Below are 16972 nucleotides of genomic sequence, written 5' to 3' on the forward strand. Positions count from 1 at the left end.
GGCGCGGGGTGCCCTCCGCCGGGAAGGGCACCCCGCTCATCGGTCCGGACTAGGCGTCGTAGTCCTGGTCGAACCGGTCCCGCACCTGCTGCTCCGTGTCCTCGATGTCACGGTGGTTCTGGGTGCCGCGCTGCGGCTGCTGGCCCTGCCGGCCCTGACGGCCCTGCTGGATCCGCTCGCCGGCCTTCTCGCGGGCCTGTCCCGTCTTCTCCTTGGCCTGCTCCTTGGCCTGGCGGGACTTGTCCTGCATCTGGTCCTTCATACCCATGTGGGTTCACTCCCGTGGTGGGTGGGGGTTTGACCCCTCGGTGGGGCCTCGACCAGATTCACACGGGCCAACACGCGCCGCATGTCGATCAGTTACGCTGCGTGGCGCGTGCCGCCTCGTCGGCCGCCCCGCCCGCGCCGACGAGCCCGGAGGACATCCCGTGCAGCCGGGGCGCGAACCGCCTCATCTCCCGCTGCCCGACCGTCCCGATGAGCGCCGGCAGATACCCGCGCACCCCCTGCATGCCGCGCAGCCACCACTGCCCGTACACATGCGCCGAGCGCCGCTCTATCCCGGCGACGATCCGGTCCACGGCCGGACCCAGCGGATACGTCTTGTTCGACGGCCACGGCAGCCGCTGCCGCAGCTCGCGCATCACGTCGTCCTGGTCGGCGCCGCGCACCATGTCCGTGTCGGTCCAGGACAGGTAGGCCACGCCGACGCGCACGCCCTGGTGGCCGACCTCGGCGCGCAGACTGTGCGCGTACGCCTCCACGCCCGCCTTGGACGCGCAGTACGCCGTCATCATCGGCGCGGGAGTGAGCGCGGCCAGCGAGGCGATCTGCAGCAGATAGCCCCGGCTCTCCGTCAGCACCGGCAGGAAGGCACGCGCGGTCACCGCCGAACCGATCAGGTTCACCTCGATCACCCGCCGCCAGGCCACCGGATCGGAGTCCGCGAACGGACCGCCGGTCGCCACACCGGCGTTGGCCACCACGATGTCGACCTTCCCGAAGCGCTCCTTCACCTCGCGCGCGACCCGGCCCATGGCCTCGTGGTCGGTGACGTCGGCATACCAGTGGGCGCTGTCGTGGTGCAGCCGCCCGGAGACCTCCTTGAGCGCCTCCTCCTCCAGCCCGACCAGCGCCACCGCCGCCCCGCGCGCGGACAGCTTGCGCGCCAGCAGCTCGCCGACGCCGCGCGCCGCTCCCGTGACGACCGCGACCTGCCCTTCGAGGCTCACCCTGCTCATGCGCCCTCCTTGATCCGCACGGGGCCGGTCCCCGTGACATACGTGCCGACAAGGTCCCGGATGCGGCCGGTCACCGTCTCCGGTGCCTCGACCGGGGTCATGTGGCCGACGCCGGTCAGCTCGGTGAGACCGAGGCAGTGCGGCAGCGCGGCCGCCAGCGCACGGGCGTGCACCGGGGGCGTGAGCCGGTCGGACGTGCCGCACAGCACCGCGGTGGGCACGTCCAGCCGCCGTACGCCGTCCTCCAGATCGAGCGTGGCCAGCACCGCGGACCACGCGTGGCGCACCGCGCGCGGACAGGCGTGCACGATCCGCGCGCACGCCCGGACCCGGTCCGGGGCGCAACCGGCGCCCATGGTGGCGTACTTGAGGACGCTCATCGCCACCGGCGTGACCGGCCCGAGCGGGGCGCGCGAGCCGAGCACCCGGCCGGTGAGCCAGGTGCGGACGCGCCCGGCGCGCCACGGCACCACACGCGACTCGGCGACCAGCCGCGAACTGCCCGTGCTGCACAGCAGGACGGCGGCGGCGTGCTCCCGGAAGCCGGGGCGTCCGGCGGCGGCCATGACCGTCATGCCGCCCATGGAGTGACCGGCGATCACCGCCTTCTCGCCGGGTGCCAGCGTCGCCGCGAGCACCGCTTCGAGGTCGTCCGCCAGCGCCTCGGTGGTGCACACGGGGCTCGCGGGACTGCGTCCGTGCCCCCGCTGGTCGTAGGCGATCACCCGGTGGCCGGCCGCCAGGTCCCGTATCTGGGCCGCCCAGAACGCCGTCGAGCAGGTCCAGCCGTGGGAGAGGACGACGGCGGGCGCATCCTCGGGGCCGTGCACCTCGACGTGCAGCCGGGCGCCGTCGGCGGAGACGGCGGTCAGGGTGCGGGCGGGAGCCGGCGGGGCCCAGGGGCCGGGGGCGGCCGGGGCACGGCGGCTCACGCGAGGGCCTCGCTCTTGCGCCCGGCCACCGGCACGGGCGTGCGGATGACGTCGTACTCCGCCAGGTCCACCCGCCGGGTCGCGCGCCGGAACTCGGTGGTGGTGCCGGGCCAGATGGTGGTATTGCGGCCGCTCGGGTCCAGGTACCAGCTGGTGCAGCCGCCGGTGTTCCACACGGTCCGCTTCATCCGCTCCTGGACCCGCTCGTTCCAGGAGTCCACGGCGGCGGGCCGGGCGTCCAGGGCGGTCCGGGCGCCGAGGACGTCGAGCTGGCGCAGGTAGTCGGCCATGTAGTTCAGCTGGGACTCGATCATCAGGATCATGGAGGAGTTGCCCAGGCCGGTGTTGGGCCCGATGACCGTCATGAAGTTCGGGAACCCGGCCGCCGAGGCGCCGCGCAGGGCCCGCATGCCGTTCTTCCAGGACTCCGCGAGCGTGGTCCCGTCGGCGCCGACCACCCGCTCGGCGATGGGCATGTCCGTGACGTGGAAGCCGGTGCCGAAGACGATCGCGTCGGCCTCCGCCTCGGTGCCGTCGGCCGCCACGAGCGTGGAGCCGCGGATCTCGGCGAGCCCGCCGGCGACGACGTCCACGTTGGGCCGGGCGAGCGCCGGGTAGTACTCGCTGGACAGCAGGATCCGCTTGCAGCCGATGCGGTAGTCCGGGGTGAGCTTGGCGCGCAGGGCCGGGTCCTTGATGGCGCGGGCCATGTTCCGCTTGGCGAGCTGTTCGACGAGCCCGAGTTCGTCCGGGTGCTTGGTGAACGCCTGCACCTGGAGTTCCCGGATGCCCCACAGCAGCCCGCGCCGGGCCTGGGCGGTGACCGGCAGCCGCCGGTGCAGCCAGCGCTCGGCGCCGCTGATGGCCCGGTCCACGCGGGGCATCACCCACGGCGGGGTCCGCTGGAAGAGGGTGAGCCGGCCGACCTGCGGCTGGATGGCGGGCACGATCTGGATCGCGGAGGCACCGGTGCCGACCATGGCGACCCGCTTGCCGCGCAGGTCGTAGTCGTGGTCCCAGCGGGCGGAGTGGAACACCTTGCCGGGGAAGGAGTCCAGGCCCGGGATCTCGGGGATCTTCGGGTCGGACAGCGGTCCGGTGGCGGAGACGACGACGTCGGCGCGCAGGGTGCCGCGGGTGGTCTCGATGGTCCACCACAGGTTGTCGTCGTCCCAGGTCATCAGCTTGACCTCGGAGTCGAACCGGATGTGCGGGCGCAGCCCGAACAGGTCGGTGACGTGCTCCAGGTAGGCGCGGATGTGGCGCTGCCCGGAGAAGGTGCGCGGCCAGTCCGGGTTGGGCGCGAAGGAGAAGGAGTACAGGTGCGAGGGCACGTCGCAGGCGCACCCGGGGTAGCTGTTGTCCCGCCAGGTGCCGCCGACGCCGCCGGCCCGCTCCAGGACCACGAAGTCGGTGACCCCCTCGCGGCGCAGCCGCACGGCGGCCCCCAGCCCGCCGAACCCGGACCCGATCACCGCCACCCGTACATGCTCGTGCTCGGCCATCCCGAAGCCTCCACGCATCGCCTAGGAACTGTGCCAGTGAACACTGGCGCAATGGGACTGTAGAGCAGCTCCGTACCGAGCGGTAGGGGGCGGGAAAGGGAAAGTTACCGGCGGTACGCCTTAGGCTGCGGACGTGGCAGAGGACGCAGAGCACAGGCAGGGCCCGCGCGAGTACCGCAGGGAGGAACTGGCCCGGCGGGCCGGCATCACCGTGCGCACCCTGCGCTTCTACCGCGAACGGGGACTGCTCCCGCCGCCCCGCCGCGAGGGCCGGATCGCCTGGTACGACGACCACCACCTGGCCCGGCTGCGCACCATCGCCGCCCTGCTGGAGCGCGGCCACACCCTCAGCGGCATAGCGGAACTCGCCGAGGCCCTGGACCAGGGGCGCGATGTCGCCGACCTGCTGGGCGTCGGCCCGCCCACCGAGGAGGAGCCGGTGCGGCTCACCCCCGAGGAGCTCGCCGCCCGCTTCGAGGGCGAGGTCACGCCCGAGAACCTGGCCGCCGCGATGGAGCTGGGCTACCTCGGCACCGACGGCGACCAGATCGTGCACATCAGCCGGCGGTTGCTGGACGTCTCCTCGGCGCTGGTGCGCGAGGGCATCCCGCTCGCCGAGGTGCTGGCCGCCGCCGCCCGCGTCCGCGAGCACGCCGAGGCACTGGCCGCCCTGTTCGCCGACGTGATCACGCGCCACGCCCCCGAGGACGACCTGCGGCGGCTGCGTCCGCTGGCCCGCAGCGTCGTGGAGGCGGAACTCTCCCTCGCCCTGGACCGCCGGCTGAACAAGCGGGACTGAGCCGGACCCCCGCACCGCTCAGAGGTCGTAGACGACGGTCACCGGCGCGTGGTCCGACCAGCGCTCGGCGTGCGTGGCGGCCCGCTCCACGAACCCCTTGACGGCCCGGCCGGCGAGGCCGGGGGTGGCCACGTGGTAGTCGATGCGCCAGCCCGAGTCGTTGTCGAAGGCCCGCCCCCGGTAAGACCACCAGCTGTACGGCCCCTCGGTGTCCGGGTGCAGGGCGCGCACCACGTCGACGTACCCGCCGTCCCCGGCGGCGAAGACCCGGCCGAGCCATTCCCGCTCCTCGGGCAGGAAGCCGGAGTTCTTCGTGTTGCCGCGCCAGTTCTTCAGGTCGGCCTCGCGGTGGGCGATGTTCCAGTCCCCGCACACCAGCACCTCGCGCCCGTCGGCGGCGGCGCGCTCGCGCAGCTCCTTCAGGTGGACGAGGAACTCGGCCATGAAGCGGACCTTCTCGTCCTGCCGTTCGGTGCCGACCTCGCCGGAGGGCAGGTAGAGGGAGACCACGGTGACGCCGGGCAGTTCGGCCTCGACGTACCGGCCGCTGCCGTCGAACTCGGCGGAGCCGAAGCCGACCCGGACCCGGTCGGGCTCGCGCCGGGTGTAGAGGGAGACGCCCGCGCGGCCCTTGGCGGCGGCCGGGGCGTGCACGACGTGCCAGCCTTCGGGCTGCCGGACCTCCTCGGGCAGCTGGTGCGGCTCGGCCCGCACCTCCTGGAGGCAGACGACGTCCGCGTCCGTCCCGGCGAGCCACTCCACGAAGCCCTTCTTCGCGGCGGCCCGCAGCCCGTTCACGTTCACCGAGGTCACAGTCAGCACCCCGGCACGATACCGGCACACTGGTCGGGGTCCGAAAAATCCGGGACCACCCGCCGACTGCATAGAAGTACGATGTCCAGCATGAATATACGTCGCGTTCGCTTCGATCACCCCGACGCCGTCAAGCTCAACGACGAGGTCCAGGCCGAGTACCACCTGCGCTACGGCGACGGGGGCGACGCGACGGTCCTGGCCCCCGAGGACTTCGATCCGCCCCGGGGTGTGTTCCTGATCGCCTACGACGAGCGGGACCGCCCGGTGGCCACCGGCGGCTGGCGCGGCCAGGACCGCAACGACGAGGGCAACGAGGACGGCGACGCCGAGCTGAAGCGCATGTTCGTGATCGAGCAGATGCGCGGCCGGGGCCTGGCCCGCCGCATCCTTGCGGCACTGGAGGAGGACGCCCGCGCGGCCGGCCGGGTCCGGATGGTCCTGGAGACGGGCACCAAGCAGCCGGAGGCCGTCGCGCTGTACACCTCCAGCGGCTACGAGCCGTGCCCCAAGTTCGGCTACTACCGCCACTACGAGGACAGCCTCTGCTACGCCAAGCGCCTGTGAACCACGGGACCCGGGGCGGCGACGGGGGCGCCGCCCGGCATCCCCGGAAACGACGAAGATCCCGCCGGTCGTGATGACCGACGGGATCTCATCGTGCAGTGGACCTGAGGGGATTTGAACCCCTGGCCCCCTCGATGCGAACGAGGTGCGCTACCGGACTGCGCCACAGGCCCTTGCAACGAGTGAAACTCTAGCATCCCGATCCGGGTGCTTGGAAATCCGTTCCCTGACTGGTCAGGGCGCGGGTGACCGGGGTCACTCGTTGGCGGCGCGGGGGCGGTCGCCGTCCTCGTACTGGTCGAACAGGGGGGTGCGGCCGCGCTCCCGTGCCCGGCGTGCCGCGGCGGGGTTGCCGCCGCGCGAGCGGGTCCGCTGCTGCGCTCGGCCCTCGCCGCGGGCGGCCGCCGGCCGGTCCGCCGCGGCCGGCTCCGGCCGCTCGCCCGTCCCGTCCCCCGGCGCACGGCCCGCCTCCTGCTCCGGCAGGACCGCGCTGGACCGCGCCGAACTCCAGGTGTCGGGCGCCCCGAGGTCCACGTCGGAGGTGGCGCGCGGGGCGACGGGCGCGGTGACGTACGTCGGCAGGGGCACCGGCACCGGGTCCCAGCTCTCGCCGTGCCCGGGCCGCCGCTGCCGCTCGCGCTGCTGGTCGACCCACTCGGCGTGGTCGGTCTGCTCCACCAGGGCGCGCCGGTCGGCGGCCAGCGCGGACAGCTCCGCGTCGTCCGTCTCCGGCTCCTGGCCCGCGTCCGGCTCCCCGGCGCCGGGCGCCTCCTCCTGGGGGCGCCGACGGGGCTGGCGTTCGCGCAGGCGCTGGGCGGCGGCCTCGGCGCGGCGGCGGTCCATCTGGTAGGCGAAGCGGCGGCGCTCCTGTGCCCGCAGATAGGCGATGTAGGCGCTGAGCAGGACGGCCGGGACGCCGGGCGCCCACAGGAAGGCGAGCCCGCCGACGGCGGCGACGATCGTGCCGAGGGTGAAGGCGAGGAAGAGCATCACCGTGGTGCGCCGGCGGCGCGCGAGCACCTTCGAGCGCTGGGCGCGCGCGGCGGCCGCCTGCGCCGAGGGCACCGGCCGCGCCACAGGTTCCCGCTGCGGTGCGGGCACGGGGGCGGGGTCGGGCGCCGGCGCGGGGGCCTGGTCGCGGGCCGGCTCGGCGTCCGCGGGCGCCTCCGGCTCGGCGTCCGGCCCGGGCTGACGGCGGGTCGGGGGAACGGCGAAGGCCCGGACGTCCACCGAATCGGTGACGGCGTCCGGGTCGACGGCGTCCGGCTCCCCCTCCTGGGCGGAGCGCGCCCGCAGGTCCCTGGCGTACCGGCGCTCCATGCCCGCCCGTCCGGAAAGCAGCCGGATGGCGGTGCTGAAGCGTTCCGTCGGACGGGCCTCGTTCAGCTCGTCCTGCCTACGGAGCCACATCGGCACCAAGTAGGCGGCCCAGGCCCCGACAATGACTGCGTAGATGAGGCCGCTGCTGCTCACGCCTCACACGGTAGAGGGGTTTGCGTGAGGCCATCCGCCAATTGGGCCGGTGTGTCGCACGATCTGGCTGATATTTCCAGCTTTTTTTACGATCGATGCGACTCGATTAATCGAACGTATTTTCCCTTTATTGGCTCTCGGTGCGCTGGGCCCGCTGGGAGCGTGCCCGGTGCCACCGCGTGAGCAAACCGTCGGGCACCTCCTCCGCGGTGAGCGCGAAGACGAGATGGTCGCGCCAGGCGCCGTCGATGTGCAGATAGCGCGGCCGCAGTCCCTCCTCGCGGAATCCGAGTTTCTCCACCACGCGCCGGCTCGGCCGGTTCTCGGGGCGGATGCAGACCTCGACGCGGTGCAGGCCGACGGTGCGGAAACAGTGGTCCACCGCGAGCGCCACCGCCGTCGGCACCACCCCGCGCCCGGCCACCGCCTCGTCCACCCAGTACCCGATGTGCCCCGAGCACATCGAGCCCCAGGTGATCCCGGCGACCGTCAACTGCCCGGCCAGCCGCCCCTGGTACTCGATGACGAACGGCAGCATCCGGCCCGCGCCGGCCTCGGAGCGCAGGTGCCGGACCATCTGGCGGTAGGTCGGCCGGTGCGCGACCGGGCCGCTCGGGGCGGGCGGCGGGATGGTCGCCTCCCAGGGCCGCAGCCAGTCGCGGTTGCGCCGGTTCACCTCGCGCCAGGCCCGCTGGTCGCGCAGCTTTATCGGCCGGAGGACGACCTCGCCGTCCGCCAGCTCGACGGGCCAGGAAGGGCTGTTCAGCTCGCACCCCCACTGCCGGGTCTCGGGTGGTCTCCGCCGCGGATCTGGTCGACGGCGTGGGTCAGCAGCGGCTCCAGCACCGCGAGGCCGTCGCGCACCCCGCCGGCCGACCCGGGCAGGTTGACGATCAGCGTGCGGCCGGCCACGCCCGCCAGGCCCCGCGACAGCGCGGCGGTCGGCACCTTCTCCCGCCCGTGGGCGCGGATGGCCTCGGCGATGCCCGGCACCTCGCGGTCGAGCACCGCGCGGGTGGCCTCCGGGGTGCGGTCGGTGGGCGAGATGCCGGTGCCCCCGGTGGTGACGACGACGTCGTACGCGGCGTCCACGGCCGCGCGCAGGGCCTCCTCCACGGGGGCGCCGTCGGGGACCACCCGGGGGCCGTCCACGTCGAATCCGAGGCCGCGAAGGCCGTCGGCGACCAGCGGGCCGCCCGTGTCCGCGTAGACACCCGCGGCGGCCCGGTTGGAGGCGGTGACCACCAGGGCGCGGTAGCTCATGCCCGGCTCCAGTCGCCCGACTTGCCGCCCGTCTTCTCCTCCACGCGCACGTCCGTGATGACCGCCCCCTTGTCGACCGCCTTGACCATGTCGACCACGGTGAGCGCGGCGACCGTCACCGCGGTGAGGGCCTCCATCTCGACGCCCGTGCGGTCCGTCGTCTTCACGGTGGCCCGGATCTCCACGGCGTCGTCCGCGACCGACAGGTCCAGTGTCACACCGGACACCGACAACGGGTGGCACAGGGGGATCAGGTCCGGGGTCCGCTTGGCGCCCATGATCCCGGCGATGCGCGCGGTGGCCAGGGCGTCGCCCTTGGGCATCCCCTCACCGCGCAGCAGCCCGACCACACGGGGCGAGACCAGGACCCGGCCGCTGGCACGGGCGGTGCGCGCGGTCACGTCCTTCCCGGATACGTCGACCATGCGGGCCGCACCCGCCTCGTCGATGTGCGTCAGCCGTTCCTGCGTACTCATGCTGTGGCGCTCCCGGTCCGGGCCCGCGCGGTGCGGAGCGCGGGCCTGCTGTGCGCGCAACGGTACCGCCAAGGCGGGCCGGGCAGCGGACCAGGATCGTCCTGTGGACACGGCACGCGCGCGTGCGTGCGCCGCGTGGACGGGACAGGCGCGGGCGTGCCTCAGCCGAGCAGCACAACCTCCACCTCGCCGCCGGGCTCCACGGACTCCACGTCCTCGGGGACGACGATCAGCGCGTCGGCCCGGGCGAGCGCCGCGACCAGGTGGGAACCGGCCCCGCCCACGGGGGTCACCTCGCCGTCGGCGTACCGGCCGCGCAGGAACTGGCGGCGCCCCTTGGGCGAGCGCAGCGCCGCGTCCGCCTTCAGCGCGGCCCGGGCGCGGGGCCGGTGCAGCTCGGTCAGGCCCATCAGGGCACGGATGGCGGGGCGGACGAACAGTTCGAAGGAGACGTACGACGACACCGGGTTGCCGGGCAGCGCCAGCAGCGGGGTGTGGTCGGGGCCGATGGCACCGAAGCCCTGCGGCTTGCCGGGCTGCATGGCGAGCTTGCGGAACTCCACCCCGCTGCCCGCCTCCTCCTCGTCGCCGGCGTACGACAGCGCCTCCTTGACGACGTCGTAGGCCCCCACGCTGACCCCGCCCGTGGTCACCATCAGGTCGGCGCGGATCAGCTGGTCCTCGATGGTGGTGCGCAGGGTCTCGGCGTCGTCGGCGACGGCGCCGACCCGGTAGGCGATGGCGCCCGCGTCCCGCGCGGCGGCGGTGAGGGCGAAGCTGTTGGAGTCGTAGATCTGCCCGGGGGCCAGTCCCTCGCCGGGCTGGACGAGTTCGCTGCCGGTGGACAGCACGACCACGCGCGGGCGCGGGCGCACCCGGACCGTGCCGCGGCCGATCGCGGCGAGCAGCGCGAGCTGCGGCGGGCCGAGGATCGTCCCGGCCTCCAGGGCGAGTTCGCCGGCCCGTACGTCGCTGCCCTCGGTCCGCACGTGCGCGCGTGCCTCGACGGGCCGGTGGACGTGCACCTGGCCCTCGGCGCCCTCGGGGGCCAGGCTGCGCGCCCGCATGCCGCTCGCCGGGCCCTCGCCGAGCCCGCCGTCGGTCCACTCGACGGGGACCACGGCCTCGGCGCCGGGCGGCAGCGGCGCCCCGGTCATGATGCGCGCGGCCTGCCCGGGGCCGACCCGGACCGGATCGGCGGCGCCGGCCGCGACGTCCCCGACCACCTCCAGGGCGGCCGGGAACTCCTCGCTCGCGCCCGCGACATCCGCGACCCGCACCGCGTACCCGTCCATGGAACTGTTGTCGAACGGCGGCAGGGACACCGGCACGGTGACGTTCTCGACCAGGACGCAGCCCTGGGCGTCGAGCAGTTGCAGCTCGATGGGTTCCAGGGGGCGGACGGTGGAGAGGATGTCCTCCAGGTGCTCGTCCACCGACCACAGGTCGTCCGGGCCGGCGGGGCGGGTCGCGGCGTTGCTCAAGACTGCTGCATCTCCTCGGCTACGTAACTGCGGAGCCAGGTCCGGAAGTCCGGGCCCAGGTCCTCACGTTCGCACGCGAGTCTGACAATGGCACGCAGATAGTCGCCGCGGTCGCCGGTGTCGTAGCGGCGGCCCTTGAAGACGACGCCGTGCACCGGGCCGCCGACCTTCTCGTCCTGGGCGAGCTGCTGGAGGGCGTCGGTGAGCTGGATCTCGCCGCCGCGGCCCGGCTCGGTCTCGCGCAGGATGCCGAAGATGTTCGGGTCGAGGACATAGCGACCGATGATCGCGTAGCGGGACGGGGCGTCCGCCGGGTCCGGCTTCTCCACCAGTCCCGTCACCTTCACCACGTCACCGTCGGCGGTGGCCTCCACCGCGGCGCAGCCGTAGAGGTGGATCTGCTCGGGGGCGACCTCCATGAGCGCGACCACGCTGCCGCCGTGCCGCTCCTGCACCTCGATCATGCGGCGCAGCAGCGGGTCCCGGGGGTCGATCAGGTCGTCGCCGAGGAGGACGGCGAAGGGTTCGTCGCCGACGTGGGGGGCGGCGCACAGCACGGCGTGCCCGAGGCCCCTGGGGTCGCCCTGGCGGACGTAGTGCATGGTGGCCAGGTCGCTGGATTCCCGCACTTTGGCGAGCCGTTCGGCGTCGCCCTTCTTCTCCAGCGCGGATTCCAGTTCGTAGTTGCGGTCGAAGTGGTCCTCCAGAGGGCGTTTGTTGCGCCCGGTGACCATGAGGACGTCGTCGAGCCCCGCCGACACGGCCTCTTCGACCACATACTGGATCGCCGGCTTGTCGACGACGGGCAGCATCTCCTTCGGAGTGGCCTTGGTGGCCGGCAGGAACCGGGTGCCGAGGCCGGCCGCGGGAATGACAGCCTTGCTGATCCTGGACTGGGACTGAGTCATGCTCGCCACAATATCCGGTGCCTTTGTGCGGAATCTGTGGCTCCGCCGACTTACCCCACATATGACCTGCATGACGAAGGGTGCGGTGAACGACCAGTGGAACAGCACGGATCCGCGGGCGATTCTGACAAGCGCACATTGCGACGGGAATTCCTCGGGGTGAGGAACAGGTTGCCGGCGGACGACATCGGCGAGGCGGGCCGCGCGCTCGCCGAGCGCGCCCTGCAACTGCCCGAGCTGGCCGCGGGGCGGACGGTGGCGGCGTACGTCTCGGTGGGCGCCGAACCGGCCACCCTGCCGCTGCTGGAGGCGCTGCGCGCACGGGGGGTGCGGGTGCTGCTCCCCGCGCTGCTGCCCGACAACGACCTGGACTGGGGCGAGTACACCGGCCCCGGTTCCCTCCGGCGCGTCCGGCACGGCGGGAAGATGGCGCTTTTCGAACCCTCCGGGGCGCGTCTGGGCCCGGACGCGGTGACGGCCGCCGACGTCGTCCTGCTGCCCGGTCTCGCGGTGGACGCGCACGGGATGCGCCTGGGACGCGGCGGCGGCTCCTACGACCGGGTGCTGGCCCGCCTGGAGCGCGCGGGCGCGCGTCCCCGGCTCGTGGTGCTGCTCTACGACACGGAGGTCGTCGCGCGCGTCCCGGCCGAGGCCCACGACCGGCCGGTGCACGCGGTGGTGACGCCGTCGGGCGTGCGCCGCTTCCCGGCCTCCTGACCCGGAGGCCTTCCTCCCTGACGGGGAACGGCCCTCCACGCGCGTGGAGGGCCGTTCTCAGCGGGGTGCCGTGCGGGTCACGGCTTGAGGACGAGGGTGTCGCTCGTGTTCTTGCCGACCGCCTTGTCGGTGAACGACCAGGGCAGCAGCTCGCCGTCGGCCCACTTGCCGGTCTGGTCGGTGTAGTGCGCGCTGAACGCGTGCCCCGAGGCGCCGGCCAGGTTGATCCACTTCGACTTGTCCAGGTCGGCGAGGTTGACGACCATCCGCATGGACGGCACCCAGATCACGTCGTAGCCGCCGGCCGCGTTCCAGCCGGTCGCGTTGACCGCGGCCTCGCCACCGCTGAGCTTCCAGGGACCGCGGTTCAGCAGGTACTGCACGGCCTTGGGGCCCTCGGTGCCGAGCGTCTGGTTCTTCAGGAACAGCCGGTGCAGGCGGCCCCAGCTCCAGGTGTCGATGTCCTTGCCGAGCTTGGCGGTCAGCTCCCAGCGGGCGTCGATCATGGCCCGGGCGAAGAGCTGGTCGCGGTTGGCCGCGGCGGGGCGGGTGCCCGACTTGGGCGCCTTCCACCAGTCGCTGTCCGGCTTGTCCAGCAGGCTGCGCACGACCTCGAACCAGCGGTCGCCGCCGTCCGGCTGCGCCTGGTCGGCGTCGCGCTCACCGCACTCGCGCACCTTGGTGTCGTCGTCCACCGGGCCGGTGCTGTCGATCTTGTCGACCCACAGGCACTGCCCCTTGGCCCGCAGCTCCTTGGGCATCTTGTTGCCGAAGGACAGCTTGAGGATGTTGCGCCAGACGGCGTTGAAGTAGGCCGCCGCCGCGGAGTCGGCGTCCTGGGTGTAGTCCCAGCCCTCCAGCAGCTTCTGCGCCTGGCGGACGTCCGCGTCGGCCAGGTTGATCTTCAGCAGCCTGGGCACCAGGAGCTTGGCGATCTCGCTGCTGTTGTCCAGCTGCATCTGCCGCATGTCGTCGGTGGAGATCTTGCCGCCGCCCTTGATCTTGGACTCGATCAGGTCGGTGATGCGCTGGCTGCGGGTGCCGTAGCCCCAGTCGGCGGTCAGCGTGTACGGGTACTCGTCCGGGTCGACCACGGCCTGGTTGGCGGTGACGATGTAGCCGCGGTCGGGGTCGTACTCGTGGGGCAGTTCGTCCTGCTCGATGAAGCCCGTCCAGCGGTACTTCGGGTCCCAGCCCGGCACCGGCAGGGCGCCGGTGTCCTTCTCGGAGCGGGTGGGGATCCTGCCGGGCAGCGTGTAGCCGATGTGGTTGTCCGTGCTGGCGTAGACGAGGTTCTGCGAAGGCACGTCGAACAGGGCCGCCGCCTCGCGGAAGTCGCTCCAGTCCTCGGCCCTGTCGAGCGCGAACACGGCGTCCATGGAGGTGCCCGCGTCGAGCGCGGTCCAGCGCAGGGCGATGCCGTAGCCGTCGCCGCGGTCGGGGGCGGCGGCGTTCACGGTGGCCTTCTTGCCGACCTGGACGAGTTCGTCGTCACGGTCGGACAGCAGCGGCATCCCGTCCTGGGTCTGGCGGACCACGATCGTCTTGGCCTTGCCGCCGGCGACCTTGATCGTCTCCTCGCGGGTCTTGAACGGCTTGACCTTGCCGTCGTAGAGGTAGCCGTTCGCGCTGACCTTCTCCAGGTAGAGGTCGGTGACGTCGACTCCGGAGTTGGTCAGGCCCCAGGCGATCTTCGCGTTGTGGCCGATGACCACACCGGGCATGCCGGCGAAGGTGTAGCCCGAGACGTCGTAGCGGCACTTGTCGGAGACGGTCCGGCAGTGCAGGCCCATCTGGTACCAGACGGAGGGCAGGGACGCCGACAGGTGCGGGTCGTTGGCGAGCAGCGGCTTGCCGGTGATGGTGTACTTCCCGGCCACCACCCAGGAGTTGGAGCCGATGCCCTGGCCGTTCACGCCGACGGCCGTGGGCAGGTCGTCCAGGACCTCGGTAAGGCCCCCCAGCTGGCCGCTGAGCGTGGATCCGCCGCCGGTGGCGGTGGAGGAGCCGGCCGTGCCCGCCGTGCCCTGGGAGGAGCCGGTGAGGCCGCCCGTGGTCCCGGTCGTTCCCGTCGTACCGGTGGTGCCGGTGGTTCCCGTCGTGCCGGTGGTGCCGGTGGTTCCCGTCGTGCCGGTGGTGCCGGTGGTGCCGGTGGTTCCCGTGGTGCCGGTGCTGCCCGTCGTGCCCGTGGCGCCGCTCTGGCGGAAGGCCTGGGTCAGCTCGTCGTACTGGCCCTCCTGCACGATCGGCTTGTTGCGGCCGGCCGGGTAGGCCGGGTACAGGTCCTGGATCTGCTGCGGGCCGAGGCGGCTGGTCATCAGGGCGCGGTCGATCTCGTCGCGCATGTTGCCGCGCAGGTCCCAGGCCATCGCCTTCAGCCACGAGACGGAGTCGACCGGGGTCCACTTCTGCGGCGCGTAGTCGTTGGTGAAGCCGAGGGCCGCGTACTCCAGGGAGATGTCCTTGCCGCTCTTGCCCTGGAGGTAGGCGTTGACGCCCTCGGAGTAGGCCTGGAGGTACTTCTTGGTGGCCGCCGACAGCTTGGTGTCGTACTCCTTCTCGGCGATCCGGTCCCAGCCGAGGGTGCGCAGGAACTCGTCGTTCTTCACCTGGCTCTTGCCGAACATCTCCGACAGGCGCCCGGAGGTCATGTGCCGGCGCACGTCCATCTCGTAGAACCGGTCCTGCGCCTGGACGTAGCCCTGCGCCATGAACAGGTCCTCGTCGGAGGAGGCGTAGATCTGCGGGATGCCGTAACCGTCCCGCTTCACGTCGACCGGCCCGGACAGGCCGTCGAGCCGGAGCGTGCCGGTGGTCTGCGGGAAGGAGGCGCGGACGGTGCTGATCGTCCAGTAGGCGCCGTAGGCGATGCCTCCGATGACGGCCAGGACCAGCACCAGCACGATCAGTCGGGCTTTGCGCCCCTTCTTCCTGCCGGACTTGACGGACGTGGCACCCGTGGTGGCGGTGTCACCCGTTGTGGCGGTGGTGTTGGGGGGCATCGCTGTCCTTGCTGTCCTAACGCGAGCGGCAGGTCGGGCTGTGACTTTGAATGAGCGCTGGAGCAACCATAGGCGCAGGGCCCCGTCCCGCTTGACGCGGAGTCGGGAACCAGCGCGCACGAGCGTTCGATCTTGCCCTGCCGATCGTCAAGAAAGCGTCAAGAGTTAGGTAAGGTAACGAAGTAACCGGAGGTCTCGGGACCGGCCCCCGGACCGCCCAGGAGGAGGAACGCCCGCTGACTGTTCACCACCTCAACCAGCTCCTGCTCGTCTGCTCCGTCGTCCTGCTCGTCGCCGTCGCGGCCGTCCGGATCTCCTCCCGCAGCGGGCTCCCCAGCCTGCTCGTCTACCTCGGCATCGGCGTCCTCATGGGCCAGGACGGCATCGGCCACATCCACTTCGACAGCGCCGAAGTGACCCAGGTCATGGGCTACGCGGCCCTCGTCGTGATCCTGGCCGAGGGCGGCCTCGGCACGAAGTGGAAGGAGATCCGGCCGGTCCTGTCGTCCGCCTCCGTGCTGGCGACGGCGGGGGTCGCGATCAGCGTGGGCGTCACCGCGGCGGGCGCGCACTACCTGGTGGGGCTCGAGTGGCGGCAGGCGCTCATCATCGGCGCGGTGGTGTCCTCGACGGACGCGGCGGCGGTCTTCTCGGTGCTGCGCAGGATCCCCCTGCCCGCGCGCGTGACGGGCACGCTGGAGGCGGAGTCCGGCTTCAACGACGCCCCGGTGGTCATCCTGGTCGTCGCCTTCTCCACGGCCGGCCCGGTCGAGCACTGGTACCTGCTGCTCGGCGAGATCGTCCTGGAGCTGGCCATCGGCGCCGCCCTGGGGATCGCCGTCGGCTGGTTCGGCTCCTGGGGGCTCAGGCACGTGGCGCTGCCGGCGTCCGGCCTCTACCCGATCGCCGTGCTCGCGATCGCCGTCACCGCCTACGCCGCCGGCGCCCTGGCCCACGGCAGCGGCTTCCTCGCCGTCTACCTGGCCTCGATGATGCTCGGCAACGCGCGCCTGCCGCACTGGCCCGCCACCCGCGGCTTCGCCGAGGGGCTCGGCTGGATCGCCCAGATCGGCATGTTCGTCGTCCTCGGCCTGCTGGTCACCCCGCACGAACTGGGCGACGACATCTGGCCCGCCGTGATCATCGGGCTGGTCCTGACCATGGTCGCCCGCCCGCTGAGCGTGGTGGGCAGCCTGGCGCCGTTCCGGGTGCCGTGGCGGGAGCAGGCCCTGATGTCGTGGGCGGGGCTGCGCGGCGCGGTGCCGATCATCCTGGCCACCATTCCCATGGTGAACGGCGTGGACGCCAGCCGCCGCATCTTCAACATCGTCTTCGTCCTGGTCGTCGTCTACACCCTCCTCCAGGGGCCGACCCTGCCCTGGCTGGCGCGGCTGCTGCGGCTGGGCGAGCAGGGCGAGGCCGCGGACCTCGGCATCGAGTCGGCGCCCCTGGAGCGGCTGCGCGGGCACCTGCTGTCCGTCACCGTCCCCGAGGGCTCGCGGATGCACGGCGTGGAGGTCAGCGAGCTGCGGTTGCCGCCCGGCGCGGCCGTCACGCTGGTCGTCCGCGAAGGAGAATCGTTTGTGCCGCTGCCCACGACGGTGCTGCGGCGCGGCGACGAACTGCTGGTGGTCGCGACCGACCCGGTCCGTGACGCGGCGGAACGGCGGCTGCGCGCGGTCGCCCACGGCGGCAAGCTGGCGGGCTGGCTGGGGACGAACGGCTCGCGCTGAAGGCGCCTCTCCCGCGCCCACCCACCGTGAAATCCCAGGTGGCCGCCCGGATGGTGCTC

The 16972-nt window shown here is 72.6% G+C and carries 16 protein-coding genes and 1 tRNA gene; 4 read left to right on the forward strand and 13 right to left on the reverse strand.

Going from position 1 to position 16972, the window contains the following annotated elements:
- Nucleotides 1–49 precede the first annotated feature (49 nt).
- The 4 genes from ACZ4W9_RS09375 to ACZ4W9_RS09390 all read right to left on the reverse strand — a co-directional run bounded on the left by ACZ4W9_RS09375 (nucleotide 50) and on the right by ACZ4W9_RS09390 (nucleotide 3678).
- Nucleotides 50–268, reverse strand: coding sequence for a hypothetical protein (locus ACZ4W9_RS09375; RefSeq protein ID WP_467934334.1), 219 nt, complete (start codon nucleotides 266–268; stop codon nucleotides 50–52).
- Nucleotides 269–356: 88 nt separating this feature from the next.
- Nucleotides 357–1241 (reverse strand): SDR family oxidoreductase, encoded by an 885-nt coding sequence (locus ACZ4W9_RS09380; RefSeq protein ID WP_467934335.1) that lies wholly within the window; start codon nucleotides 1239–1241, stop codon nucleotides 357–359.
- The gene (locus ACZ4W9_RS09385) at nucleotides 1238–2173 is read right to left on the reverse strand and encodes an alpha/beta fold hydrolase (RefSeq protein WP_467934337.1); all 936 of its coding nucleotides are present in this window, start codon (nucleotides 2171–2173) and stop codon (nucleotides 1238–1240) included. Before ACZ4W9_RS09385 ends, ACZ4W9_RS09380 begins: the two co-directional genes overlap by 4 nt.
- Nucleotides 2170–3678: a flavin-containing monooxygenase gene (locus tag ACZ4W9_RS09390; RefSeq protein ID WP_467934338.1), complete on the reverse strand. Its 1509-nt coding sequence runs from the start codon at nucleotides 3676–3678 to the stop codon at nucleotides 2170–2172. Before ACZ4W9_RS09390 ends, ACZ4W9_RS09385 begins: the two co-directional genes overlap by 4 nt.
- Before the next feature lie 133 nt (nucleotides 3679–3811).
- Here ACZ4W9_RS09390 and ACZ4W9_RS09395 point away from each other — a divergent pair, with 133 nt between their 5' ends.
- Nucleotides 3812–4477: a MerR family transcriptional regulator gene (locus ACZ4W9_RS09395; protein ID WP_467934340.1), complete on the forward strand. Its 666-nt coding sequence runs from the start codon at nucleotides 3812–3814 to the stop codon at nucleotides 4475–4477.
- 18 nt (nucleotides 4478–4495) lie between these two features.
- Here the strand turns inward: ACZ4W9_RS09395 and ACZ4W9_RS09400 are convergent, their stop codons facing one another.
- A complete protein-coding gene (locus tag ACZ4W9_RS09400) occupies nucleotides 4496–5299 on the reverse strand; it encodes an exodeoxyribonuclease III (RefSeq protein ID WP_467934341.1) in 804 nt (267 codons plus the stop codon).
- A gap of 81 nt (nucleotides 5300–5380) precedes the next feature.
- Here ACZ4W9_RS09400 and ACZ4W9_RS09405 point away from each other — a divergent pair, with 81 nt between their 5' ends.
- A complete protein-coding gene (locus ACZ4W9_RS09405) occupies nucleotides 5381–5857 on the forward strand; it encodes a GNAT family N-acetyltransferase (RefSeq protein WP_467934342.1) in 477 nt (158 codons plus the stop codon).
- 99 nt (nucleotides 5858–5956) lie between these two features.
- Here ACZ4W9_RS09405 and ACZ4W9_RS09410 read toward each other — a convergent pair.
- The 7 genes from ACZ4W9_RS09410 to galU form a co-directional block, all read right to left on the reverse strand.
- Nucleotides 5957–6030: transfer RNA gene (locus tag ACZ4W9_RS09410), tRNA-Ala, on the reverse strand.
- Between the two features lie 82 nt (nucleotides 6031–6112).
- A complete protein-coding gene (gene sepX / locus ACZ4W9_RS09415; protein ID WP_467934344.1) occupies nucleotides 6113–7330 on the reverse strand; it encodes a divisome protein SepX/GlpR in 1218 nt (405 codons plus the stop codon).
- 127 nt (nucleotides 7331–7457) lie between these two features.
- Entirely contained in the window at nucleotides 7458–8096 is a 639-nt protein-coding gene (locus tag ACZ4W9_RS09420; RefSeq protein WP_467934446.1) for a GNAT family N-acetyltransferase, read from the reverse strand.
- Complete coding sequence (locus ACZ4W9_RS09425; RefSeq protein WP_467934345.1) at nucleotides 8093–8593, reverse strand: MogA/MoaB family molybdenum cofactor biosynthesis protein; 501 nt, start codon at nucleotides 8591–8593, stop codon at nucleotides 8093–8095. Before ACZ4W9_RS09425 ends, ACZ4W9_RS09420 begins: the two co-directional genes overlap by 4 nt.
- Nucleotides 8590–9069: a cyclic pyranopterin monophosphate synthase MoaC gene (gene moaC, locus ACZ4W9_RS09430; protein WP_181795966.1), complete on the reverse strand. Its 480-nt coding sequence runs from the start codon at nucleotides 9067–9069 to the stop codon at nucleotides 8590–8592. The genes ACZ4W9_RS09425 and moaC overlap by 4 nt, the downstream gene beginning before the upstream one ends.
- A gap of 161 nt (nucleotides 9070–9230) precedes the next feature.
- On the reverse strand, nucleotides 9231–10553 hold the full coding sequence (gene glp, locus ACZ4W9_RS09435) for a molybdotransferase-like divisome protein Glp (RefSeq protein WP_467934346.1): 1323 nt from the start codon (nucleotides 10551–10553) through the stop codon (nucleotides 9231–9233).
- Complete coding sequence (gene galU, locus ACZ4W9_RS09440) at nucleotides 10550–11461, reverse strand: UTP--glucose-1-phosphate uridylyltransferase GalU (RefSeq protein ID WP_467934348.1); 912 nt, start codon at nucleotides 11459–11461, stop codon at nucleotides 10550–10552. Before galU ends, glp begins: the two co-directional genes overlap by 4 nt.
- A gap of 159 nt (nucleotides 11462–11620) precedes the next feature.
- Here galU and ACZ4W9_RS09445 point away from each other — a divergent pair, with 159 nt between their 5' ends.
- Complete coding sequence (locus ACZ4W9_RS09445; RefSeq protein ID WP_467934349.1) at nucleotides 11621–12178, forward strand: 5-formyltetrahydrofolate cyclo-ligase; 558 nt, start codon at nucleotides 11621–11623, stop codon at nucleotides 12176–12178.
- 77 nt (nucleotides 12179–12255) lie between these two features.
- On the opposite strand, the gene ACZ4W9_RS09450 is transcribed toward ACZ4W9_RS09445, so the two are convergent.
- Nucleotides 12256–15180: a penicillin acylase family protein gene (locus tag ACZ4W9_RS09450; protein ID WP_467934350.1), complete on the reverse strand. Its 2925-nt coding sequence runs from the start codon at nucleotides 15178–15180 to the stop codon at nucleotides 12256–12258.
- 236 nt (nucleotides 15181–15416) lie between these two features.
- On the opposite strand from ACZ4W9_RS09450, the gene ACZ4W9_RS09455 reads away from it, so the two are divergent.
- The gene (locus ACZ4W9_RS09455) at nucleotides 15417–16913 is read left to right on the forward strand and encodes a potassium/proton antiporter (protein WP_467934447.1); all 1497 of its coding nucleotides are present in this window, start codon (nucleotides 15417–15419) and stop codon (nucleotides 16911–16913) included.
- The last annotated feature ends 59 nt before the right edge of the window (nucleotides 16914–16972 follow it).

It is taken from the genome of Streptomyces sp. NPDC029296, assembly GCF_055569255.1.